A 21,130-nucleotide genomic window follows, 5' to 3' on the forward strand; every position below is an offset into this window, starting at 1 on the left:
CAATCGCCGGTTACAGCAGCAGCACCGCTGCCCAGCCGAACAGCAGCATCGGCAGGCTGAAGTGCAGGAACGATGGCACCACGGTGTCCCAGATATGGCTGTGCTGGCCGTCGACGTTGAGGCCCGAGGTGGGGCCCAGGGTGGAATCCGAAGCCGGAGAACCCGAGTCGCCGAGGGCACCGGCGGTGCCGATCAGGCAGACGATGGCCAGCGGCGAAAAGCCCAGATGCAGGCACAGCGGACCCAGGATGGCGGCGAGGATGGGCACGCTGGAAAAGGACGAGCCGATGCCCAGGGTCACCAGCATGCCCAGCAGCAGGAGCAGCAGCGCGCCCAGGGCGCGGTTATCACCGATCAGGCCGGCGGCGGTGGCGGCCAGGTCCTTGATCTGGCCGGTGGCGGTGAGCACCTCGGCGAAGCCGCCGGCGGTCAGCATGATGAAGCCGATCACCGCCATCATCTTCGCGCCCTCGCTGAACAGATCGTCCGCCTCGCGCCAGCGCACCACGCCGGTGGCGGTAAAGACCACGAAGCCGACCAGGGCGCCAAGAATCATGGAGTCCAGCCAGAGCTGCACGCCAAAGGCGGCGATCACGGCGACCAGCGCCACCAGCAGGGTGCGGCCGTTGTAGGGGCGGTCGGCCCGCTCGGTGCGCGCCACCAGACTCAGGTCGTATTGGCGCGGTCGGCGATAGCTGACAAAGACCGCCAGCAGCAGGCCGACCACCATGCCCAGGGCCGGCAAGAACATGGCGCGGCTGGGATCGACGCCGCTGACGTCCACCCCGGCGCGGGCCACGCTGGCCAGCAGGATGTCGTGCAGATAGAGACTGCCGAAGCCCACCGGTAGGAACATGTAGGGGGCGATCAGGCCAAAGGTCATGACGCAGGACAGCCGCCGCCGGTCCAGCTCCAGGCGCGTCAGCACATAGAGCAGCGGCGGCACCAGCAGCGGGATGAAAGCGATGTGGATGGGCAGGATGTTCTGCGAGGCGATGGACACCGCCAGCAGCAGGCCGAGCAATGCCCAGCGCAGCGAGCGTCCGCCCTGGGCAGCCTGACGCTCCATCAGCGCCAGGGCGCGATCGGCCAGCATGTGGGCCAAACCCGACTGGCTGATGGCCACGGCGAAGGCGCCCAGCAGCGCATAGGAGAGCGCCACCTTGGCGCCATTGCCCAGGCCGGTGTTGAAGGCCAGCAGGGTGCCCTCCAGCCCCAGGCCGCCCACCAGGCCACCGGCCACCGCGCCGGCGATCATCGCCACCACCACGTGCACCCGGGCCAGACTCAAGACCAGCATGAGTCCTACCGCTACCACCACCGCATTCATCGCCAGCTCCGCACCACCAAAAGGGCGCGCACTCTGCCGCAGCCCGGCACGGGCGTCAAAGGCCGGGGATGGATGGCGCGGCGCCTGGCTTACCCCCGAGCACGGAGGCGGCAGCTGCCTGCAACTACGTCAGCCACCAAGACCGATTAAGTGCCGGGGCAGGCTCATAGGATGAAAGGGGCATCGCGCAATCGCTCTGGACTGAACCTTTCAGCGCACGGTGACGTCTGAGTCGCACGCTTTCACGGTCACAACAAGGACGAGCTGCCCATGCAAAACGCCATTGATATGCTGATTACCGCGTTCAGCCCGCACTCCTGCCTGGCCGTCCCCCGCCGCGCCGACCGCACCCTGCTGTTCACCGTCACCGACACGGCCCGCGCGGTCACGGTCACCAAGGCCATCCCCCTGTGCAACCTGGAATGCCAGACCACGCTGGCCACCGTGATCAAGGATCTACAGCGCGACCTCGATCGTGCGATCGGCACCCTGAGCCCGGCAAGCCTCGCCGACCTGCGTCAACGCGGCCCACGGGTGCAGCGGTTCGAGAGCTGAGCGGAGATCGCAGGGGGATCAAGCGCCTGTTGAGCCGCCCTCACCCCAGCCCTCTCCCTGAGGGAGAGGGGGCAACACAGCGCGAGGCAGACAGAGGAGTGATCGCGGGATGCCTCCCCTGTAGGAGCGGCCCATGGCCGCGATCCACGAGGCGTCGGCCCTCACCCCGGCCCTCTCCCAAGGGAGAGGGGGCAACACAGTGCGAGGCAGACAGAGGAGTAATCGCGGGATGCCTCCCCTGTAGGAGCGGCCCATGGCTGCGATCCGTGAGGCGTCGGCCCTCACCCCGGTCCTCTCCCAAGGGAGAGGGGGTCATTCGGAGCAATAGCTAGCCTGCCGTAGGATGGATGACGACGCAGCCTCATCTCCCGCTGGCCATCCCGCTCAGCGCCGGCTGGTGCGGGTGCTGACGTCGACCCAGACCGCCAGGACCAGGATGCTGCCCTTGACGATCATCTGCCAGTAGCTGTCCACGTCGAGCATGGACATGCCGTTGTCCAGGCTGGCGATCACCAGGGCGCCAAGCAAGGCGCCATAGACGGTGCCAGAGCCGCCGCGCATGGAGGTGCCGCCGATGAAGCAGGCAGCGATGGCGTCCAGTTCGCCCATGGTGCCGGCCGAGGGCGAGCCGGCGGCCAGGCGAGCGGTGTTGACCAGGCCGGCCAGGGCGCACATCACGCCCATCAGGCCGAAGATGCCGAGCTTGATCGCCCGGACGTTGATGCCCGACAACCGCGTGGCTTCCAGGTTGCTGCCCACCGCATAGATGCGCCGACCGAACACCGTCTGGCTGGTGATGTAGCTGAACACCCCGAGCAGCACCAGCAGGATCAGCACCGGCACCGGGATGCCGTCGTAGCGGTTGAGGGTCTGGATGAAGGCCACCAGCACCACGCCGATCACCACCACCCGCAGCACGTCGCGCCATAGCGGCGCCAGGCTCAGCGCCAGGGTCTTGCGCTTGCTGCGTTGGCGCCAGGTAAGCACCACGGCCACCGCGAACAGCAGCACGCCCAGGACGCTGCCCACCACCGGCGGCAGGTAGCCCTGGCCGAGGTAGACCAGCTCCGGCGATACCGGGGCGACGGTGACGCCGCCGGTGAGCCCCAGCAGCACCCCGCGAAAGGCCAGCATGCCGCCGAGGCCGACGATGAAGGACGGTATCCCCCGATAGGCACTGAGGTAGCCGTTGATCAGGCCGATCAGCAGACCGCCGGCGGCCACCGCCAGCAGGGTGATCGGCAGGGGCACGTGGTAGGTGACGTCGAGTATCGCCGCCACCCCGCCGAGCAGGCCGAGTTGCGAGCCCACCGACAGGTCGATCTCGCCGGCGATGATCACCAGCACCATGCCGCAGGCGAGGATGCCGGTGATGGACATCTGCCGCAGCAGGTTCGAAAGGTTGCGCGGGGTGACGAAGCCGCCTTCGGTCTGCCAGCTGAAGAACAGCCAGATCAGGGCCACGGCGATCAGCAGAGCGAGCATCTTGTAACGGGTGAACAGCTGTTTCACGGCGTGCATCAGAAGTGCTCCCGGGCTTGGGCGACCGCCCGTTCGGTGGTGCCCAGGGCGGCGGCCAGTACCCGCTCCTGGGTCAGATTCTCATTGGGGAAATCGCCGCGCAGCCGGCCTTCGCCGAGCACCAGCACCCGGTCGGAGACACCGAGCACCTCGGCCAGCTCCGAGGAGACCATGACGATGGCCACGCCCTTCGCCGCGAGCAGGCCGATCAGCCGGTAGATCTCGAACTTGGCGCCGACGTCGACGCCGCGGGTGGGCTCGTCGAGGATCAGCACCTTGGGCCGCGCCAGCAGCATCTTGGCGAGCACCGCCTTCTGCTGATTGCCGCCGGAAAGGCCGGTGATGGGCAGGAAGGGACTGCTGGTCTTGAGTTGCAGCCGGGCGATCTCGGTGTCGATGCAGGACAGTTCCGCTTCGCTGTCGATGCGACTCAGGTGGGCGAATCTGTCCAGCACCGTGAGGGTGATGTTCGAACCCACGCCCAGGTCGGGAATGATGCCCTGGCGTTTGCGATCCTCCGGCACCAGGCACAGGCCGGCGCGGATGGATTTCAGTGGGGTACGGGTGTCGATGCGCTGGCCATGGAGCCAGACCTCGCCCTCGTAGCGGCCGTCGTAGGCACCGAAGATGGCCGAGACCAGTTCGGTGCGCCCGGCCCCCACCAGCCCGGCGATGCCGAGGATCTCGCCGGCGCGCACGGCGAAGGAGACGTCGTCGACTCTCTTGCGCTGGGGATTGTCGACGTCCAGGCAGGTGAAGCGACGCGCCTCGAAGATCACCTCGCCGATTTCATGGGGAATCTGTGGATAGAGGTTGGTCATGGCGCGGCCGACCATCTGGGTGATGATGCGGTCGATGTCCATCTCGGCCATGGGGGTGGTGGCGATGTGCTTGCCGTCGCGGATCACCGTGATGGTGTCGCAGATGGCCGCCACCTCGTCGAGCTTGTGCGAGATGTAGACGCAGGCTACACCTTGCGCCTTGAGGTCGCGGATGATGTCCAGCAGCACGGCGATCTCGGAGGTGGTCAGCGCCGAGGTCGGTTCGTCGAGGATCAACAGCCGGGCGTTCTTGTTCAGCGCCTTGGCGATTTCCACCAGTTGCTGCAGGCCGCCGCCGTACTGGGACACCGGCAGGGCCACGTTCATGTCCGGCACCTTGAGCCGGCGCATCAGCTCGGCCGAGCGCTGCAGCATGGTCGGGTAGTCCAGCCGCCCGCCGAAGCGGCGCGGTTCGTGGCCCATGAAGATGTTCTCGGCCACGGACAGATCGGGTACCAGGGTCAGTTCCTGGTGGATGATGACGATGCCGGCCGCCTCGGATTCGGCGATGGACTGGGCCTCCAGGGGGCGCCCGTCCCAGCGGATCTCGCCTTCCCAGGTGCCGTGGGGATAGACCGCCGAGAGCACCTTCATCAGGGTGGACTTGCCGGCGCCGTTCTCGCCGCACAGCCCTACGCATTCGCCCGGACGCACCTTGAGATCGATGCCATCCAGCGCCCGCACCCCACCGAAGCTCTTGGCGATGCCGTGCATTTCCAGCAGATAGTCGGCCATGGCCGCTCCTTGCCCAGGGGCCGCCCGACGCCAGGCGTCAGGCGACCAGCCGGTGGCCAGTGGTTATTTGCCGTCGATCTGGGCCTGGGTGTAGAAGCCGTCCTTGACCAGCAGGTCGACATTGGCCTTGGTCAGCTCGGTGGGCGTGAGCAGCAGGGTGTCGACCTTCTTGGTGCCGTTGTCGTAGCTGGAGTTGAAGGCTGGCTTCTCGTTGCGCACCAGTTGCACCGACAGCTTGGCCGCCTCGGAGGCGATCAGCTTGAGCGGCTTGTAGACGGTCATGGTCTGGGTCCCGGCGATCACCCGCTTGATGGCGGCGAGGTCGGCGTCCTGACCGGACACGGCGACCTTGCCGGCCAGCTTCTGCGCCGCCAGGGCCTGGATGGCGCCGCCGGCGGTGGCGTCGTTGGAGGCGACGATGCCGTCGATCTTGTTGTCGTTGGCGGTCAGGGCGTTCTCGACGATGGCCAGCGCCTCGGTCGGGTTCCACTCCTTGACCCACTGCTGGCCGACGACCTTGACGTCGCCCTTGTCGATGGCCGGCTGCAGGACCTTCATCTGGCCCTGGCGGAGGATCTTGGCGTTGTTGTCGGTGGGCGCCCCGCCGAGCAGGAAGAAGTTGCCCTTGGGCTGGGCCTTGAGCACGCCACCGGCCTGCATCTCGCCGACCTTCTCGTTATCGAAGGAGATATAGGCGTCGATGTCGGCGTTGAGGATCAGGCGGTCATAGGAGATCACCTTGACCCCGGCCTTCTTGGCCTCGGCCACCACGTTGTTCAGCACCGTGGCGTTGAAGGGCACGATGACGATGGCGTCCACGCCGCGGGAGATCAGGTTCTCGATCTGCGACAGCTGGCGCTGTTCGTTGGCGTCGGCGGATTGCACATAGACCTTGGCGCCGAGTTGCTCGGCGGCAGCGACGAAATAGTCGCGGTCGCGGGCCCAGCGCTCCAGGCGCAGGTCGTCGATGGAAAAACCGATCTTGGGATGCTGGGCGTCGGCCTGGGCGAAACCGGTGGTGCAGAGGGCGAGCAGACCGGCGAGCAGGGTCGTCTTGAAGTTCATGGTGGCGTCCTTGGTTATTGTTGTTGTGGAGCGGGCGAACGGATTCGAGTGTAACGATTCAGCGGGCTGGCACAAGCGGGTCAGGCAGGCATTTCTGCCGACCCGCTCGCGCGGTCGCTAGCGATACAGATAGCGATTGACCACACCTTCGAGCAGCTCCTGGCGACCGCTCACCGGTTGGGGCGCCAGGCCCTGGCTGAATGTGTGCTCGGCCAGTTGTTCCAGGCTCAGCTGACCACCCAGGATGCGCTGGCCGAGGGACTGGTCCCAGCCGGCATAGCGCTCGCTCTTGAACTTACCCAGGGGGTCGTCCTGCAGCAGTGCTGCGGCGCGTTCCAGGGACAGCGCCAGGGTGTCCATGGCCGCCACGTGGCCGTGGAACAGGTCGACGTCGTCCAGGCTCTGGCGCCGGACCTTGGCATCGAAGTTGAAGCCGCCACGGGTGAAGCCGCCGCCCTTGAGGATCTCGTAGATCGCCAGGGTCATCTCCTCGACGCTGTTGGGGAACTGGTCGGTGTCCCAGCCGTTCTGCGGATCGCCTCGGTTGGCGTCGATGCTGCCGAAGACGCCCAGGGCCACGGCGCTGGCGATCTCGTGCTGGAAGCTGTGCCCAGCCAGGGTGGCGTGGTTGGCCTCGATGTTGACCTTGATCTCCTTCTCCAGCCCGAATTGCTGCAGGAAACCGAAGACGGTGGCCACATCGTAGTCGTACTGGTGCTTGGTTGGCTCCTGGGGCTTGGGCTCGATCAGCAGATCGCCCTGGAAGCCGATGCGGTGCTTGTGTTCCACCACCATCCGCATGAAGCGGCCGAGTTGCTCGCGCTCGCGTTTGAGGTCGGTGTTGAGCAGGGTCTCGTAGCCTTCGCGACCGCCCCACAGTACATAGTTCTCGCCGCCCAGGCGGTGGGTGGCGTTCATCGCGGTGCAGACCTGGGTGGCCGCGCAGGCGAAGACTTCCGGATCGGGGTTGCTGGCGGCGCCGGCGGCGTAGCGCGGGTGGCTGAAGCAGTTGGCGGTGCCCCACAGCAGCTTGAGGCCGGACTCGCTCTGGTGCCGCTCCAGATCGTCCACCAGGCGGGCGAAGTTCTCGCGGTACTCGGTGAAGCTGGCGCCTTCGGGGGCGACGTCGGTGTCATGGAAGCAGTAGTAGTCCACACCCAGCTTGCTGAAGAATTCGAAGGCCGCGGTGGCCTTGGCGCGGGCCTGCTCCAGGGGCGAACCCGCTGCCTGCCAGGGCCGCTGGAAGGTGCCCTGACCAAAGACATCGCTACCCGGCCAGACGAAGGTGTGCCAGTAGCAGACCGCCATCCGCAGGTGCTCGCGCATGGGCTTGCCCATGACCAGGCGATCGGCCTCGTAGTGGCGGAAGGCAAGCGGGGAATCGCTGTCGGGCCCGGCGTAGCGGACCTTTTCGACATTGGGGAAATAAGCCATGACGTTGTCCTTGTTCTTATCTGTCGCACCCGATACGGCGTACCGGTTTGTCTCGATGGTAGCGCCGCCACCCGGGCTGCCTATTGTGAAAATCACCAGAGCCAGGTGCGATTTTGCCGCTTGAGGCGCGCAGGCGCCGATCGTAGTCTGGAGCCCCGCACGCGCCTCCTGCCGGAATTCCGCCATGCCCAGCCAGCCGCCCGTCCACCGCGTCGCCCTGCTGTTCAACGGCAGCAAGATCTATGACAGAGGCATCCTGGCCGGCATCGGCAACTACCTGAGCGGCACCCGGGCGCGCTGGGATCTGTTCCTCGAAGAGGATTTCCTTTGTCGGCTCAAGGGTATCGAACGCTGGCAGGGGGACGGCATCATCGCCGACTTCGACGATCCGGCGGTGAGCGCCGCCCTGGCCCACAGCACCCTGCCGGTGGTGGCCGTCGGCGGTTCCTACGCGACCCCTGGGGACTACCCGCCCGGCATTCCCTATGTGGCCACCGACAACGCCGCCCTGGTACGCCTGGCCTATGACCACCTGATCGAATCCGGGCTGACCCGCTTCGCCTGCTTCAGCCTGCCGGCCGCCGAGACCAATCGCTGGGCCGGCGAGCGCGAGGCGGCCTTTGCCGCCCTGCTCCGCCGCGATGGCCTGCCGGTGGAGATCTATCGCGGCCTGGAGACCAGCGCCCCGCTATGGGACACGGCCGTGGAACAGCTGATCGCCTGGCTGGAGGCGCTGCCCAAGCCGGTGGGCATCCTGGCCGTCACCGACGCCCGGGCGCGGCAACTCCTGCAGGCTTGCCTCACCGCCGGCATTCCGGTGCCGGAACAGGTGGCGCTGGTGGGGATCGACAACGATCCCCTGGCCCGGACCCTGACCCGGGTGCCCCTGACCTCGGTGATCCAGGGCACCGAGGCCATCGGCCGCGAGGCGGCGCGACTGCTGCATCAGCGGCTGCACGGCGTCGAACTCGGCGCACCACGGGTGCTGATCCCGCCGGAGGGGATCAATATTCAGGCCTCCAGTCGCCATCAGGCAGTGCGCCATCCCCAGGTGATGCGCGCCCTGCACTTCATTCGCCAATACGCCTGCCAGGGCATCAAGACCGCCCAGGTGGCCAGCTACGTGGGCATCTCCCGGTCAGCGCTGGAAATGTCCTTTCGCCGCGAGCTGGGCCGCAGCGTCCATGACGAAATTCTCGGCTTCAAGCTGGCCGCGGCCGCGGTCGCCCTGCAGGAAGGGGCGCCGAGCCTGGCCGAGGTCGCCCGGCGCTGCGGCTTCACCTCGGCGCAGTACCTGCACTCGGTGTTTCGCCGCGAATTCGGCTGTACGCCGCGGCAGTATCAGCAGCGCCCCGTGGCGCTGAAAGACGCCCATGAAAAAGCCCGTCCGGAGACGGGCTTTCAGGAAGCGACCGTGGCTTATTTGCCGACGGTCTGACCCAGGAACCAGGCACGCTCTTCGGCCTGGTCGATCCACTCTTCCAGCAGGCTAGTGGTGGAGACGTCGTTGGCGTCGTCGGTCAGGGTGTGGGTGGTGCGCATGTAGGCAGCCAGCGACTGGTTGTCATCATGCAGCTCGGTCAGCATCTGATCGGCCGACAGGTCGGTAGCGTCGCTGCTGGCCAGGCGCTTGAGTTGCACCATCTGCTCCAGGGAGCGCACGGTGGGCTGACCGATCTTGCGCGCACGCTCGGCGATCAGGTCGGTGATGCCATACAGCTGGGTAGCCTGCTCTTCCAGCAGCAGATGGTAGTCGCGGAAATGCGAGCCCTTCATGTGCCAGTGGTAGTTCTTGGTCTTGATGTACAGCGCGAAGACATCGGACAGCAGCACGGCCAGGGCTTCGCCTACAGCCTGCTGGTTCTGCAGGGTGGCGTCTTCGCCTTGATGGGCTTTCTGCTTGACGCTGGAAACGGTCTTGAGTTCTTGCTTGGCATTGGCAACGGCCATGAGAGATCTCCTGTCAGGACGTGAAGAGAAAAAGGGGTTCGCTTGGGTTGGCGCGAACATCAACGTCTGCAGAAATCGACCGCACCAGGCGAAAAATCGTTCATCGAATTTGCATATCGCCACCATGGGCATGACGAATGGTTGCCGCTGTTGCGACTGCGTTTCATTGCCCGCCCTAGAGCCCACCCGCCACCGCCGCCGTTGCGCTTGTAGCTAGCTCTGTAGGTAAAACCGTTTGTCAGCTCCACCATCAAACCGGCGCTGTGTGAGAACCGTCACTCCTTCTACCCGGTCACCTAAAGGCAAGGCACACGAACGGTCGCCGAGAGTTCTCTGCCGGCCAAGACAAGGTTCTGCACATAGGTACCAGCGTATGACGACGCCCCTCGATTCCGCTCAGGGACACCCCTCGCAGGCCAAGGACGGCTCTACGGCAGAAGCCCATCTGCACGACCTCAAGGAGGTCGCTCGGGACACGGTGCAAGACGCCAAGCAAGAAGGCGCTGCGCATTACGAACATTATCGCGATAGCGCGGCCGACCAGCTCGGCGCCATCGCCCAGAGCGCCCAGGCGGCCGCCGACGAACTGGAAGACAAGGACACCCTGGGCCTGGCGCACTATGTCAGCGACATGGCGCAAAGCCTGACCGGCCTGGCCGAGGATCTGCGCGGCAAGAGCGCCGAGCAGCTGCTGCACCAGGCCGGCACCCTGGCGCGGGATAATCCGGCCCTGTTCCTCACCAGCAGCATCGCCATCGGCTTCGGGCTGTCGCGTTTTCTCAAGGCTTCCAGCCAGCCGGATACCGGCAGCAGCTCGCGCGTCAGCGGCCCCGGCGAGGTGCCTTCGCTGACCACGCCCTCGGTCGCGGCGGAAAACGAACTGGCGGAGCCGGCGGCGGGTGCCGATGTCATCCACACCAACAACATTCCCAAGGGTCCTGACCTCCATACCCCGACCACGACCCGTGGCGGCGACCCCATCGGCGGCGCGGCGATCAATCCGGCGCGCAGCGACAGCAGCCTGAACACCGGTACCTCGTCCAGCCAGCTGGATCGACCCACCCTGAGCGGAGGCAAGCAGCCATGATCAACGAGAATCCCACTCCGCGCCCCACCGAAGGCGATACCTCGGTCGTCGGCCTGGTCAAGCAGCTGGTCCATGAGGTCCCGGCGCTGTTCACCAAGGAACTGGCGCTGGCCAAGGCCGAACTGGGCGAATCCCTGCGCACCACCAAGGCCGGTGTGGCCGGGGTCGCCGCGGGTGCCATCGTGCTGCTGGCCGGCTTCATCGTGCTGCTGATGGGTGTCGTCTACTTCCTCTCCCAGTACCTCACGCCCTGGGCCGCCGCCCTGCTGGTGGGCGCCGTGGTCATGGTGATCGGCTTCATCATGCTGCAGTCGGGCAAGAAGCAGTTCGAACCGTCCCACTTCACCCCTGATCGCACCGTCAACAGCCTGCAGAAGGACAAGGACGCCGTACGGAGGGCCGCACAATGAGCATCACCGACCAGATCGATCAGGAATCCAGAAAGAATCCCGAGGAGCTCGAACGCGAGATCGACCAGAAGCGCGGACACATCGAAGACCTGGTGGGCGCCCTGGAAAGCCGCCTGTCGCCCGGCCAGCTGTTCGACCAGGCGCTGTCCTACACCAAGGGGCACAGCGGTGAGTTCGCCCATAATCTGGGCAACACCCTCAAGGCCAATCCGGTCCCGGCGGTGCTGACCTCGGTGGGTCTGCTGTGGCTGGCCCTGGGCCAGAACCGCACCCCGGCGCCAGCCACGCCGGGCACCCCGCTCAGGGACAAGCTGACGGGGGCCATGGATTCAGTGGCCAGCAGTGCCGGCCATACCCGCGATTCCCTGAACCGTGGCAGTCACGACGTACGCGACAAGGTGACCGGCCTGGGCGAAAGCGTATCGGCCAAGGCCTCTCAGACGGGTGAGCGCTTGAGCGATACCGCGGCTCAGACCAAGGACGCCCTGGGCGCCCAGGCGCAACAGCTCAAGGGCACCTTCGATACCCTGCTGCGCGAACAACCGCTGGTGGTAGGCGCACTGGGCATCGCCCTCGGTGCGCTGCTGGGAGCCTCGCTGCCGCGCACCGAGACCGAGGATCGCGCCTTAGGCAAGCACAGCGACAAGCTGACCGCCAAGGCCAAGCAGGCGGCGAGCAGCGGCTATGAGCAGGTCAAGGCAGCAGGGCGCGACGTGGCGAGCGATGCGCGCCAGACCCGTCATGACCGGGATCAGCACGCCGGTACAGGGCCGTCGTCCAGCCACCTGGGTAACGATCCCGACGCAGGCGTCGAGTCCATGGCGGGCTCCCCAACCGCTGGCACCGGCAGTACCCTGGGAGCCACTCAGGCGACCGCGGGCATGAACGTCGGTCGTACCGCTGCCCACGGCAATACGCCTGGTGCCGTGGGCGACGAGAGCGGCATGGCCACCCCGCCGCGCAGCGTCTAACCCGGCAAGACTGCCGGGGTCAGCAAAGGACCCCGGCCACAAACAGCAAAGGCGCACAGGTCTGGCCCGTGCGCCTTTGCTCGTTTCAGTACCCGCCTCAGTAACCCGGATCCGGATTTTCCTTGGGCTGCTCGGGCCGCTTGTCGTTCTGCGGGCGCTGTTCTTCACCGCCCTGATTGAGTTCCTTGTGGGTCTCGCCGACCTTGCCGGCGTTTTCCGGCTTATGGTCGAGATCGTCGCGCTTGGCCATGATGCTCACCTCTTGTGGCTGAGTAGGTTAGGCAACGGCGCGAGGCCAGGGTGCCCGCGCCAGCAGATCAACGTAAGGGCGGCGCCATGAATTCCGGGCCCACCGGATCCTTGACGTGTTCGGCGAGGAGGGCGTCGATGGCCGCCAGGTCCTCGGCGGACAGCTGCCAGCCAAAGGCCTCGTCCAACCCCTGCAGCTGCTCGGGCTTGCGCGCACCCCAGAGGGCGATGGTCGGCCCCTGATCGAGGATCCAGCGCACCGCCAGGGCCAGCACCGACTTGCCATGACGCTCGCGGGCGAAGGCGGTCAGGGCCTCCACCGCGGCCAGGTACTGGGCGAAGCGCGGGGCCTGGAACTTGGGATCGCCCTGACGCAGGTCGTCGCCGTCGAAGCGGGTCTCGGCGTTCATGCGTCCGGACAGCAGCCCGCGACACAGGGCGCCATAGGCCAGCACCACCAGACCGTGACGCTGAGCATAGGGCAGCACATCGGTCTCGATGGCGCGCTCGAAGAGATTGTAGGGCGGCTGCACGGTGGACAGATTGGCGAACTGGCGGAAGGCTTCCAGCTGCTCGGGCGAATAGTTGCTCACGCCAATGGCGAGGATCTTGCCCTCCTGGCGCAGGCGCTCAAGTTCACGCGCAGTTTCTTCGTGGGGTACCTGGGGATCGGGCCAGTGCACCTGATAGAGGTCGATACGATCGGTGCGCAGGCGCCGCAGGGAATCCTCCACCTCCTGGCGGATGCGCGCGGCGCTGGCGTTGCGACGCACCTCTTCGTTCGGCCATTCCAAAGCCACCTTGGTGGCGATCACCGCCTGGTCGCGGATACCTTCCAGGGCCTTGCCGACGATCTCCTCGGAACGACCGAAGCCGTACACCGGGGCGGTGTCGATCAGGTTGATGCCGCCTTGGACGGCGCCACGGATGGTCTCGATGGAGCGGGCCTCGTCGGTACCGCCCCACATCCAGCCGCCAATGGCCCAGGTGCCGAGGCCGATACGGGAAACAGGGGTATCGATACCGGGGATGCGCAGGGTTTCAGTCATAGGGAGCTCCAGGCGAAGACGCCAGTCGGAAGGGTTAGCCTTGTGAGGCTAATTCAAAAGGCGTTGAATGGGGCTCAACGAACTCTTGATCCTTATCGCGTGAGGGTTGTGCATGCCAACGCTGAATCGCGGCGAACTGGCCGATCTCAACGTGTTCGTCGCCCTGGTGCGCCGGCGCAGCTTTCGCCAGGCCGCCATCGAACTGGGCGTCACCACTTCGGCGCTGAGCCATGCCCTGCGCCAACTGGAGACCCGCCTGGGGGTCAAGCTGCTCAATCGCACCAGCCGCTCGGTGGTGCCGACCCTGGCCGGCGCGGCCTTGGCGGAAAAGCTCGAACAGGGTTTCACCCTCATCGGCGAGGCCCTGGGCGAGCTGGACCAGCACCGCGACGCCCCGGTCGGTCGCCTGCGCCTGAGCGTGCCGCGGGATGCGGCGCGCCTGCTGGTGACCCCGACCCTGCCCCGGCTACTGGCGGCCTATCCGCAACTGCAGCTGGACATCAGCGTCGAGGATCGTCCGGTGGACATCGTCGCCGACGGCCTCGATGCCGGCATCCGCTATGGCGACACCGTGCCCCAGGACATGGTCGCCCTGCCGCTCACCGACGAGTTGCGCTGGATCGTGGTGGGCGCCCCTGACTACCTGGCCCGCCACGGTCGGCCGCAGCAGCCGGACGATCTCGTCGAGCACCGCTGCGTGCGGCTGCGGCTGGGCAATGGCGCCCTCTATCGCTGGGAACTGGGCAGCGGCGCCACGACCCGTACCCTGGACGTGCCGGGCCCGCTCACGGTCAACGAGACCGAAACCTCGATCCAGGCCGCCCTCGATGGCCTGGCCCTGGCCTACTGTCTGGAATGGCGGGTGGCCACGGAGCTGCGCGACGGCCGCCTGGAGCAGGTGCTACCGGACTGGGCCTCGCCCGGTGCGCCCCTGTGCATCTACTACCCGAGTCGACGCCAGCCCCCGCCAGGCTTGCGCCAGCTGATCGAAGCCCTCCGTCAGACCTGGACCGAGCGGCATCCCTGAACCGGGCGAACCAACCGGCGCGGAGAGAGGTCCCCTGACCACGCCGTGATCGCCTGACCGAGGAGGCCCCCTTGCCCGCTGCCAACGCCGCCGCATCCGACCTGCCGCTGCCCGTGGAACGCGAACTCAGTCCGCGGGCGCTGCTCACCGGCGCGCTGCTGGGCATCCTGCTGACCCCGGCCAACGTCTATGCCGGGCTCAAGATCGGTTGGTCGTTCAACATGTCGATCATCGCCCTGCTGGTGAGCTACGGCCTCTGGCATCGCCTGGGCCGCCGGCTGCAGCAACCGGGCTGGACGCTGCACGAGAGCAACATCAACCAGACCGTGGCCTCGGCGGCCGCCAGCATCGTCTCCGGCGGGCTGGTGGCGCCCATCCCCGCCTATACGCTGCTGACCGGCCAGGAACTGCCGACCCTGCCGCTGATGGGCTGGGTGTTCGCGGTGAGCTTTCTCGGCATCTGGGTGGCCTGGTATCTGCGCCCCCTGCTGCTGGCCGATGCCAGTCTGAGATTTCCCGAGGGCCTGGCCACCCTGGAGGCGCTGCGCCAGGTCTATGCCAGCGGCGCCGAGGCCCTGGCCCGGCTGCGGGTGCTCCTGGGCGCCCTGACGCTGTCGGCGGCGGTCAAACTGGTGGACACCTTCGCCTGGATGCTCCCGCGAGCGGCGCCTTCGCCCGCGCTGGAGCGGCTGACCTTCAGCTTCGATCCCTCGCTGCTGCTGCTCGGCTTTGGCGGCATCATCGGCCTCAGGGTCGGGCTGTCGCTGCTATTCGGCACCTTGCTGGCCTGGGGCGGTGTCGCGCCCTGGCTGCTGGCCAGCGGCGCCGCCGCGCTGCCGGCGGACGCCAGCGGCCCGCAATACGCTTTCCTGGTGCAATGGCTGCTCTGGCCGGGGGTGAGCCTGATGGTCAGCGCCACCCTGGCTTCCCTGGCGGTACGGCTGATCACCCTGCCGCGCGGCGAACGGCAGCGCCAGGGCTGGCAGCGACCCCGTGCCTGGCCATTGGCGCTGTTGCTGGTGGCGGCTCTGCTGGTGGTGATGCTGCAGGTGCGGCTGTTCGGCATCGATCCCTGGCTGGCCCTGCTCGCCCTGCCCCTGGCGCTGTTTCTCGCCGCCATGGCCGCGCGGGTGGTGGGCGCCACCGGCATTCCCCCCATCGGCGCCATCGGCCAGCTGTCGCAGCTGACCTTTGGCCTGGCTGCCCCTGGCCAGGTCAACATCAACCTGATGGGCGCCAACACCGCCGGTGGCGCGGCTGGCCAGAGCACCGACCTGATGAACGATTTCAAGGTCGGCCAGGCCATCGGCGCCACGCCCGCCAAGCAGGTGGTGGCCCAGTGCCTGGGCATCGCCCTGGGCGCGGTGACCGGGGTGCTCACCTATCGGCTGCTGATTCCCGATCCCCAGGCGCTCCTGCTCAGCGCCGCTTGGCCGGCCCCGGCGGTGGCCCAATGGAAGGCGGTGGCGGAAACCCTGACCCAGGGCCTGGGCGCCCTGGATGGCGCCATGCGCCTGGGCATCGTCCTGGGCGCCCTGGCCGGCGTGCTATTGGGTCTGGCCGAAGCCCTGCTGCCTGCAAGACGCGCGCACTGGCTGCCCAGCTCGGCGGCCCTGGGCCTGGCCTTCATCCTGCCGGCCTCGGTGTCGCTGATGATGACCCTCGGCGCCCTGCTCACCGCCCTGGTGCGCTGGCGGGCGCCGCGCCTGGCCGAGCGCTTCGCCCTGGCGGTCGCGGCGGGACTCATCGCCGGGGAAAGCCTGGCCGGTGTCGGGGCGGCCTTCTGGCAGATGCTCTCATCTTGAACTGCGACATCTTGTCAACTGGACAATAATTTCCAGACGTAATGTCGCGAAGCTTTCAATAACCTTTCAAACCCATGAAATTCGGGGGTTGCGGTCCGATTCAGCTTGCCAGCGCGCTTTTGCAACACATAAGGTTACAAATAGTGCGACCCACCCATGAGAGGTCTGGGCGCCTTGCGCGAGCTGTCTCCATAACAAACCCAATCCGAGCTAGCAGTCATGGCCACCACCTCGAAAGCCAAATCCGTGTTCCGCGTCGTCAGCGGAAACTTCCTCGAAATGTACGACTTCATGGTCTATGGCTTCTATGCCACGGCCATCGCCAAGACCTTCTTTCCCGGCGATAACGAACTCGCCTCCCTGATGCTGTCGCTGGCCACCTTTGGCGCCGGCTTCCTGATGCGTCCCCTGGGGGCCATCTTCCTCGGCGCCTACATCGACCGGCACGGTCGGCGTCACGGCCTGATCGTCACCCTGGCGCTGATGGCCCTGGGTACCCTGCTGATCGCCGTGGTGCCGGGCTATGCCACCCTCGGCGTCGCCGCCCCGCTGCTGGTGCTGCTCGGCCGCCTGCTGCAGGGCTTCTCCGCTGGCGTCGAACTGGGCGGCGTGTCCGTCTACCTGTCGGAAATCGCCACTCCGGGCCGCAAGGGCTTCTTCGTTTCCTGGCAATCCGCCAGTCAGCAGGTCGCGGTGGTCTTCGCCGGCGTGCTGGGCGCGCTGCTCAACCACTGGCTGTCGCCCGCCGAGATGGGTGAATGGGGCTGGCGCATTCCCTTCCTGATCGGCTGCCTGATCGTGCCCTTCCTGTTCATGATCCGCCGCTCCCTGGAAGAAAGCCCGGAATTCGAGGCACGCAAGCATCGCCCGACCTTCCGCGAGACCATGACCTCCATCCGCCAGAACTTCGGCGTGGTGCTGGCCGGTGTGGCCATGGTCTCCATGACCACTGCCTCCTTCTACCTGATCACCGCCTACACCCCGACCTTCGGCAAGCACGAGCTGAACCTGACCGCCCTGGACAGCCTCATCGTGACCGCCTGCGTGGGCGTGTCCAACTTCATCTGGCTGCCGGTGATGGGCGCCCTGAGCGATCGCGTCGGCCGACGTCCGCTGCTGATCTTCGCCACTGTGTTGGCCATCCTCACCGCCTACCCGGCGATGATCTGGCTGACCCACGCCCCGGGCTTCTCGCGCCTGCTGATGGTCGAGCTGTGGTTGTCCTTCCTCTATGGCACCTACAACGGTGGCATGGTGGTGGCCCTGACCGAGGTGATGCCGGCCCATGTGCGCACCACCGGCTTCTCTCTGGCCTACAGCCTGGCCACCGCGACCTTCGGCGGCTTCACCCCCATGGTCTGCACCTGGCTGATCCAGGAGACCGGCAACAAGGCCGCCCCCGGCATGTGGCTGACCCTGGCCGCCGTGCTCGGCCTGGTCGCGACCCTGACCCTGTTCAAGGGCAACGCCCAGCCGCGCTTCAAGGCTGCTACCGCCTGAGGAGGTTGTCGCAGAGCGGCACGTTGTGCCGCTCTCGCATCTGGCCAGGTCGTCCCTCACCCTGATCTGTAACAGCTTTTTGCTAGGGTTGCGGCAGGCGACCGCACTGGGCGGTCGCTGTGCCGGAGCCCGCCGATGCCCATCCTTCCCCGCCTTCTCGCCGGTCTGGCCGGTGGTCTGCTGTCGCTGACCGCCGCTGCCACCGAGCTGACCCATTGGCCAGCCGACGCCGCCCGCCAACTCGATGCCCTAATCGCCGCCAATGCCAATAAGGGCAACTACGCGGTGTTCGACATGGACAACACCAGCTATCGCTACGATCTGGAGGAAGCCCTGCTGCCCTTCCTGGAAATGAAGGGCGTGCTGACCCGCGAGACCCTGGATCCCTCGCTCAAGCTGATCCCCTTCAAGGACGTCGGCGGCCACCAGGAAAGCCTCAACAGCTACTACTACCAGCTCTGCGAGATCGACGACCTGGTCTGCTATCCCTGGGTCGCCCAGGTGTTCTCCGGTTTCACCCTGCAGCAGCTCAAGGGCTATGTCGACGAGCTGATGGCCTACGGCAAGCCGATCCCCGCCACCTACTACGGCAAGGACGATAAGGTCGAGACGGTGGAGATCAATCCACCCAAGCCCTTCACCGGCCAGCAGGAGCTCTATCGCAAGCTGATGGAGAACGGTATCGAGGTCTATGTGATCAGCGCCGCCCACGAAGAGCTGGTGCGCATGGTGGCCGCCGATCCGCGCTACGGCTATGGCGTCAAGCCGGAAAATGTCATTGGCGTCACCACCCTGCTCAAGGACCCGGCCACCGGCGCCCTGACCACCGCCCGCAAGCAGATCGCCGAAGGCAAGTACGATCCCCAGGCCAACCTGAGGCTGCAGGTCACCCCCTACCTCTGGACCCCGGCCACCTGGTTCGCCGGCAAGTACGCGGCCATCCTCACCTACATCGATCCCTGGAAGAAGCCCATCCTGGTCGGCGGCGACACCCCGGTCAGCGACGGTCCCATGCTGTTCCAGGGCGTGGACGCCGCCAAGAACGGCATCCACCTGTGGATCGACCGCAAGGCCAAGTATCGCACCCAGATCGAGGCGATGATGAAGAGCAACGCCGAGGGCCAGGCCAAGGCCGGCGTAGCGGTCAACGCCGACCAGCACTGGGTGATCGTCAAACCCGAAGACATCCAGTAGGCCCGCGCTCCAGGGCGGGCTAGACTCGGGGTTCTCTCTGACTGCCCTGGAGCCCGCCATGGAACACCTGGTCCTGACCGTCATCGCCCCCGATCGCCCCGGCCTGGTGGAAGCCCTGGCCAACTGCGTGGCCGCCCAGGGCGGTAACTGGCTGGAAAGCCGCATGGCCCATCTGGCCGGCCAGTTCGCCGGGATCCTTTCGGTGGAAGTGGAGCCGGAATTGCGCAATGGCCTAGTGGAGGCCCTGCAACAGCTGGCCATTCCCGGTCTGCGCATCCTGGTCGGCGAACCCGGCCAGCCGGCTGCGGTGGGTGCGCCGCTGGTGCAGCTCGACCTCCTGGGCAACGACCGCGTCGGCATCGTCCGCGACATCACCCGGGCGCTGCATCAGGTCGGGGTCAACGTCGAACGGCTGTCCACCGAGACGCGCCCGGCCCCCATGAGCAGCGAGGTGCTGTTCCATGCCACCGCCCTGCTGGCACTGCCGGCGGACCTGGCCCTCGAAACCCTGCAGGCCCATCTGGAAACCCTCACCGACGACCTGATGGTGGAGCTCAAGCTCTATCGGCACGGACATGACCAGCACTAAAGTAGGCTTCAGGGCAGCGATCTATAAAGATCTATAAAGATCTATAAAGATCTATAATCGACTTTAATCGCCTTGGATTGGGAGTTGTCGATGCCCGAGCGTTTCTATCACCGACACGCCATGGCTACTACCTATGCCGCCAAGATCATGGCAGACCCGCTGCATCCCGGTCTGTTTTTGGCGGCGCCACGGCGAACCGGCAAGACCACCTTCATGCGGGAAGATCTGGCGCCCGCACTCCAGCTCGCAGGTGCCGAGGTGATCTACGTCGATCTCTGGTCGAATCGACAGACTGATCCGGCTGAGTTGATCAATCAAGCGGTTCAGGTTGCCATCGAGCGCAATCTTGGTCTGATCGCCAAGCTGACCAAGCAAAGCGGCGTGGTGAAACTCAAGGTGGGTGGGGTCGAGATAGATACCGGCAGCATTGGCAAAGCCAAGGGCGTAACCCTGGCCGCTGCGCTGGCCGCGCTGTCCGACAGTCTCGGCAAGCCGATAGCGCTCATTATCGACGAAGCTCAGCATGCCGTGACCACAGCGGCTGGCAGCAACACGCTCTTCGCCCTCAAGGCGGCTCGCGACGAATTGAACGGCTCACACCATCACGGCCTGAGACTTATCTGCACCGGTTCCAGCCGGGACAAGCTGGCAATGCTCAGAAACAGCCGCGACCAAGCCTTCTTCAATGCGCCCCTGGTCAACTTCCCCCATCTCGACAGAGGCTATGTGGACTGGTTCTGCGCGCAGTCCAGGCTCGATTTCACCCTTGATCCAGAAGTAGTCTGGAGTAAATTCGTCGAAGCGGGCTATCGCCCCGAGGCATTGCAAGCGGCCCGTGAGGTACTCGAATACTCAATGATCGATGATGCTGCAGTGGGCAATGTCGCTTTTGCTGAAGCCGTCGACGAGCACGTGCGAGAGATGTCCGAGAGCGCTCTCGCCGTGATTCGCAGCCTCACACCGATTCAAGCGGCCGTATTGAAGGTGATGGCGGTCCAGGGCAAGGACTATGCGCCTTTCGAATTGGCAACTCTTGGCAAGTACGCAGAAATGCTACAGCTCGCCGGTATGAGCGAGGCCCAGGCCCAAGAGGCCGCCTACGCGCAGAACGTACAGCAGGCCCTGGCTGCTTTGCAGGAAAAGGCATTGATCTGGAAAGCTGAGCGCGGCGTTTACGCCATCGAAGAGCAAGGACTGCCTGACCTCATGCGTAGCGCCGGCATGCTGCCGGACGCTTCGTCAAACTAAGGGTGTTCAGCTGACCATCGGGGCGGCAAGCCCTATCGCCCCTGCCCCTTCTCCAACCGCCGCCGGATGCCCTCGGGGACATCGTCCGGCAGCGGCATGCGGCCATCCGCCGGCAGGGCTTCCAGGCCCGCTTCGTCCAGCAGCACCAGCACCTCCTCCTTGAGCCGACTCAGAGCGAAGGCCTGCCAGGCGTCGCGTACCGAGGGGAAGAGCTCCAGCTCGTAGTCGAAGGTGCGGATCGGCCGCCGGCTCTCCAGGGCAGCGCGCAAGAGTGGCTGGGCGTGGGGATGGCGCAATTGGTGCAGAAAGGCTTCGCGCAGCTCCAGGCGGTCGTCCTGGGTCAGCCGCGGCAATGGCAGGTAGCGTTCGGGATCTTCCAGCTCCTCGCGCTCTTCCAGACTGAGGTCGTCCGGGTCGAGCAGGCGCAGGGCGCCGCTTTCAAGATCGAGGAAGTGAGTACCTCGCTCCCGGCTGTCAAGGGCGGCAGCCAGTAGCTCGAGGTCGAGGGTAAGGGGGCGCATGGCAGGACTCCGGCACAGGCGAACAGGAGCGGAGATAGAGCTCCGCTCCTGTTGCGACCCTAGCACCGG

Annotated in this window: 20 protein-coding genes; 11 read left to right on the forward strand and 9 right to left on the reverse strand. The window is 66.1% G+C overall.

The genetic code is table 11. The annotated features are described in order from the left end of the window. Positions 1 to 10: 10 nt before the first annotated feature. On the reverse strand, positions 11 to 1,330 hold the full coding sequence (locus NRG74_RS15930; protein ID WP_257704760.1) for a Na+/H+ antiporter family protein: 1,320 nt from the start codon (positions 1,328 to 1,330) through the stop codon (positions 11 to 13). A 270-nt stretch (positions 1,331 to 1,600) separates the two neighbouring features. Between NRG74_RS15930 and NRG74_RS15935 the strand changes: the two genes are divergently transcribed. Continuing rightward, the gene (locus NRG74_RS15935; RefSeq protein WP_257704761.1) at positions 1,601 to 1,885 is read left to right on the forward strand and encodes a hypothetical protein; all 285 of its coding nucleotides are present in this window, start codon (positions 1,601 to 1,603) and stop codon (positions 1,883 to 1,885) included. 384 nt (positions 1,886 to 2,269) lie between these two features. Here NRG74_RS15935 and NRG74_RS15940 read toward each other — a convergent pair whose 3' ends face one another. From NRG74_RS15940 to xylA, 4 genes are all read right to left on the reverse strand, one after another. Beyond that, complete coding sequence (locus NRG74_RS15940; RefSeq protein ID WP_257704762.1) at positions 2,270 to 3,406, reverse strand: sugar ABC transporter permease; 1,137 nt, start codon at positions 3,404 to 3,406, stop codon at positions 2,270 to 2,272. After that, the gene (gene xylG, locus NRG74_RS15945; RefSeq protein ID WP_257704763.1) at positions 3,406 to 4,962 is read right to left on the reverse strand and encodes a D-xylose ABC transporter ATP-binding protein; all 1,557 of its coding nucleotides are present in this window, start codon (positions 4,960 to 4,962) and stop codon (positions 3,406 to 3,408) included. The genes NRG74_RS15940 and xylG overlap by 1 nt, the downstream gene beginning before the upstream one ends. Before the next feature lie 63 nt (positions 4,963 to 5,025). Further along, on the reverse strand, positions 5,026 to 6,027 hold the full coding sequence (gene xylF, locus NRG74_RS15950) for a D-xylose ABC transporter substrate-binding protein (RefSeq protein ID WP_064306857.1): 1,002 nt from the start codon (positions 6,025 to 6,027) through the stop codon (positions 5,026 to 5,028). A gap of 117 nt (positions 6,028 to 6,144) precedes the next feature. Continuing rightward, positions 6,145 to 7,461, reverse strand: coding sequence for a xylose isomerase (xylA, locus tag NRG74_RS15955; RefSeq protein ID WP_257704764.1), 1,317 nt, complete (start codon positions 7,459 to 7,461; stop codon positions 6,145 to 6,147). A 184-nt stretch (positions 7,462 to 7,645) separates the two neighbouring features. On the opposite strand from xylA, the gene NRG74_RS15960 reads away from it, so the two are divergent. Beyond that, complete coding sequence (locus NRG74_RS15960) at positions 7,646 to 8,899, forward strand: XylR family transcriptional regulator (protein ID WP_257704765.1); 1,254 nt, start codon at positions 7,646 to 7,648, stop codon at positions 8,897 to 8,899. Here NRG74_RS15960 and NRG74_RS15965 read toward each other — a convergent pair. Further along, positions 8,881 to 9,411, reverse strand: a complete 531-nt coding sequence (locus tag NRG74_RS15965; RefSeq protein WP_017639603.1) for a Dps family protein — start codon at positions 9,409 to 9,411, stop codon at positions 8,881 to 8,883. The genes NRG74_RS15960 and NRG74_RS15965 overlap by 19 nt on opposite strands. Before the next feature lie 373 nt (positions 9,412 to 9,784). On the opposite strand from NRG74_RS15965, the gene NRG74_RS15970 reads away from it, so the two are divergent. From NRG74_RS15970 to NRG74_RS15980, 3 genes are read left to right on the forward strand one after another with little or no spacing between them, the layout of a single operon-like run. Then, positions 9,785 to 10,498: a hypothetical protein gene (locus NRG74_RS15970; RefSeq protein WP_257704766.1), complete on the forward strand. Its 714-nt coding sequence runs from the start codon at positions 9,785 to 9,787 to the stop codon at positions 10,496 to 10,498. Further along, positions 10,495 to 10,908, forward strand: a complete 414-nt coding sequence (locus NRG74_RS15975) for a phage holin family protein (RefSeq protein WP_093255052.1) — start codon at positions 10,495 to 10,497, stop codon at positions 10,906 to 10,908. The genes NRG74_RS15970 and NRG74_RS15975 overlap by 4 nt, the downstream gene beginning before the upstream one ends. After that, a complete protein-coding gene (locus NRG74_RS15980; protein WP_184288926.1) occupies positions 10,905 to 11,879 on the forward strand; it encodes a DUF3618 domain-containing protein in 975 nt (324 codons plus the stop codon). The genes NRG74_RS15975 and NRG74_RS15980 overlap by 4 nt, the downstream gene beginning before the upstream one ends. Positions 11,880 to 11,976: 97 nt before the next feature. Here NRG74_RS15980 and NRG74_RS15985 read toward each other — a convergent pair whose 3' ends face one another. After that, on the reverse strand, positions 11,977 to 12,129 hold the full coding sequence (locus tag NRG74_RS15985) for a hypothetical protein (protein ID WP_017639863.1): 153 nt from the start codon (positions 12,127 to 12,129) through the stop codon (positions 11,977 to 11,979). A 67-nt stretch (positions 12,130 to 12,196) separates the two neighbouring features. Continuing rightward, positions 12,197 to 13,177, reverse strand: a complete 981-nt coding sequence (locus tag NRG74_RS15990; RefSeq protein WP_257704767.1) for an aldo/keto reductase — start codon at positions 13,175 to 13,177, stop codon at positions 12,197 to 12,199. 112 nt (positions 13,178 to 13,289) lie between these two features. On the opposite strand from NRG74_RS15990, the gene NRG74_RS15995 reads away from it, so the two are divergent. From NRG74_RS15995 to NRG74_RS16020, 6 genes are all read left to right on the forward strand, one after another. Next, the gene (locus NRG74_RS15995) at positions 13,290 to 14,204 is read left to right on the forward strand and encodes a LysR family transcriptional regulator (protein WP_257704768.1); all 915 of its coding nucleotides are present in this window, start codon (positions 13,290 to 13,292) and stop codon (positions 14,202 to 14,204) included. Positions 14,205 to 14,275: 71 nt separating this feature from the next. After that, entirely contained in the window at positions 14,276 to 16,009 is a 1,734-nt protein-coding gene (locus tag NRG74_RS16000; RefSeq protein ID WP_257704769.1) for an OPT family oligopeptide transporter, read from the forward strand. A gap of 219 nt (positions 16,010 to 16,228) precedes the next feature. Continuing rightward, positions 16,229 to 17,509 carry an MFS transporter gene (locus NRG74_RS16005; protein ID WP_017639867.1) on the forward strand — a complete coding sequence of 427 codons (1,281 nt, stop codon included), beginning with the start codon at positions 16,229 to 16,231 and terminating at the stop codon, positions 17,507 to 17,509. 135 nt (positions 17,510 to 17,644) lie between these two features. Further along, positions 17,645 to 18,703 (forward strand): haloacid dehalogenase-like hydrolase, encoded by a 1,059-nt coding sequence (locus NRG74_RS16010; RefSeq protein ID WP_257704770.1) that lies wholly within the window; start codon positions 17,645 to 17,647, stop codon positions 18,701 to 18,703. A gap of 58 nt (positions 18,704 to 18,761) precedes the next feature. Then, on the forward strand, positions 18,762 to 19,292 hold the full coding sequence (locus NRG74_RS16015) for a glycine cleavage system protein R (RefSeq protein WP_257704771.1): 531 nt from the start codon (positions 18,762 to 18,764) through the stop codon (positions 19,290 to 19,292). 90 nt (positions 19,293 to 19,382) lie between these two features. Further along, the gene (locus tag NRG74_RS16020; RefSeq protein ID WP_064306866.1) at positions 19,383 to 20,540 is read left to right on the forward strand and encodes a hypothetical protein; all 1,158 of its coding nucleotides are present in this window, start codon (positions 19,383 to 19,385) and stop codon (positions 20,538 to 20,540) included. A 32-nt stretch (positions 20,541 to 20,572) separates the two neighbouring features. Here NRG74_RS16020 and NRG74_RS16025 read toward each other — a convergent pair whose 3' ends face one another. Further along, on the reverse strand, positions 20,573 to 21,061 hold the full coding sequence (locus tag NRG74_RS16025) for a UPF0158 family protein (protein ID WP_257704772.1): 489 nt from the start codon (positions 21,059 to 21,061) through the stop codon (positions 20,573 to 20,575). Positions 21,062 to 21,130 lie beyond the last annotated feature (69 nt).

The organism is Pseudomonas oryzihabitans (assembly GCF_024652905.1).
Classification (GTDB): Bacteria; Pseudomonadota; Gammaproteobacteria; order Pseudomonadales; family Pseudomonadaceae; genus Chryseomonas; species Chryseomonas benzopyrenica.

Coding starts and splice junctions, on each gene's coding strand:
- xylG (WP_257704763.1), bottom strand. CDS start 4,962: ATGGCCGACTATCTGCTGGAAATGCACGGCATCGCCAAGAGCTTCGGT.
- NRG74_RS15940 (WP_257704762.1), bottom strand. CDS start 3,406: ATGCACGCCGTGAAACAGCTGTTCACCCGTTACAAGATGCTCGCTCTG.
- NRG74_RS15970 (WP_257704766.1), top strand. CDS start 9,785: ATGACGACGCCCCTCGATTCCGCTCAGGGACACCCCTCGCAGGCCAAG.
- NRG74_RS15980 (WP_184288926.1), top strand. CDS start 10,905: ATGAGCATCACCGACCAGATCGATCAGGAATCCAGAAAGAATCCCGAG.
- NRG74_RS15985 (WP_017639863.1), bottom strand. CDS start 12,129: ATGGCCAAGCGCGACGATCTCGACCATAAGCCGGAAAACGCCGGCAAG.
- NRG74_RS15990 (WP_257704767.1), bottom strand. CDS start 13,177: ATGACTGAAACCCTGCGCATCCCCGGTATCGATACCCCTGTTTCCCGT.
- xylA (WP_257704764.1), bottom strand. CDS start 7,461: ATGGCTTATTTCCCCAATGTCGAAAAGGTCCGCTACGCCGGGCCCGAC.
- xylF (WP_064306857.1), bottom strand. CDS start 6,027: ATGAACTTCAAGACGACCCTGCTCGCCGGTCTGCTCGCCCTCTGCACC.
- NRG74_RS16005 (WP_017639867.1), top strand. CDS start 16,229: ATGGCCACCACCTCGAAAGCCAAATCCGTGTTCCGCGTCGTCAGCGGA.
- NRG74_RS15975 (WP_093255052.1), top strand. CDS start 10,495: ATGATCAACGAGAATCCCACTCCGCGCCCCACCGAAGGCGATACCTCG.
- NRG74_RS15995 (WP_257704768.1), top strand. CDS start 13,290: ATGCCAACGCTGAATCGCGGCGAACTGGCCGATCTCAACGTGTTCGTC.
- NRG74_RS15935 (WP_257704761.1), top strand. CDS start 1,601: ATGCAAAACGCCATTGATATGCTGATTACCGCGTTCAGCCCGCACTCC.
- NRG74_RS15965 (WP_017639603.1), bottom strand. CDS start 9,411: ATGGCCGTTGCCAATGCCAAGCAAGAACTCAAGACCGTTTCCAGCGTC.
- NRG74_RS16020 (WP_064306866.1), top strand. CDS start 19,383: ATGCCCGAGCGTTTCTATCACCGACACGCCATGGCTACTACCTATGCC.
- NRG74_RS16025 (WP_257704772.1), bottom strand. CDS start 21,061: ATGCGCCCCCTTACCCTCGACCTCGAGCTACTGGCTGCCGCCCTTGAC.
- NRG74_RS16010 (WP_257704770.1), top strand. CDS start 17,645: ATGCCCATCCTTCCCCGCCTTCTCGCCGGTCTGGCCGGTGGTCTGCTG.
- NRG74_RS15930 (WP_257704760.1), bottom strand. CDS start 1,330: ATGAATGCGGTGGTGGTAGCGGTAGGACTCATGCTGGTCTTGAGTCTG.
- NRG74_RS16015 (WP_257704771.1), top strand. CDS start 18,762: ATGGAACACCTGGTCCTGACCGTCATCGCCCCCGATCGCCCCGGCCTG.
- NRG74_RS15960 (WP_257704765.1), top strand. CDS start 7,646: ATGCCCAGCCAGCCGCCCGTCCACCGCGTCGCCCTGCTGTTCAACGGC.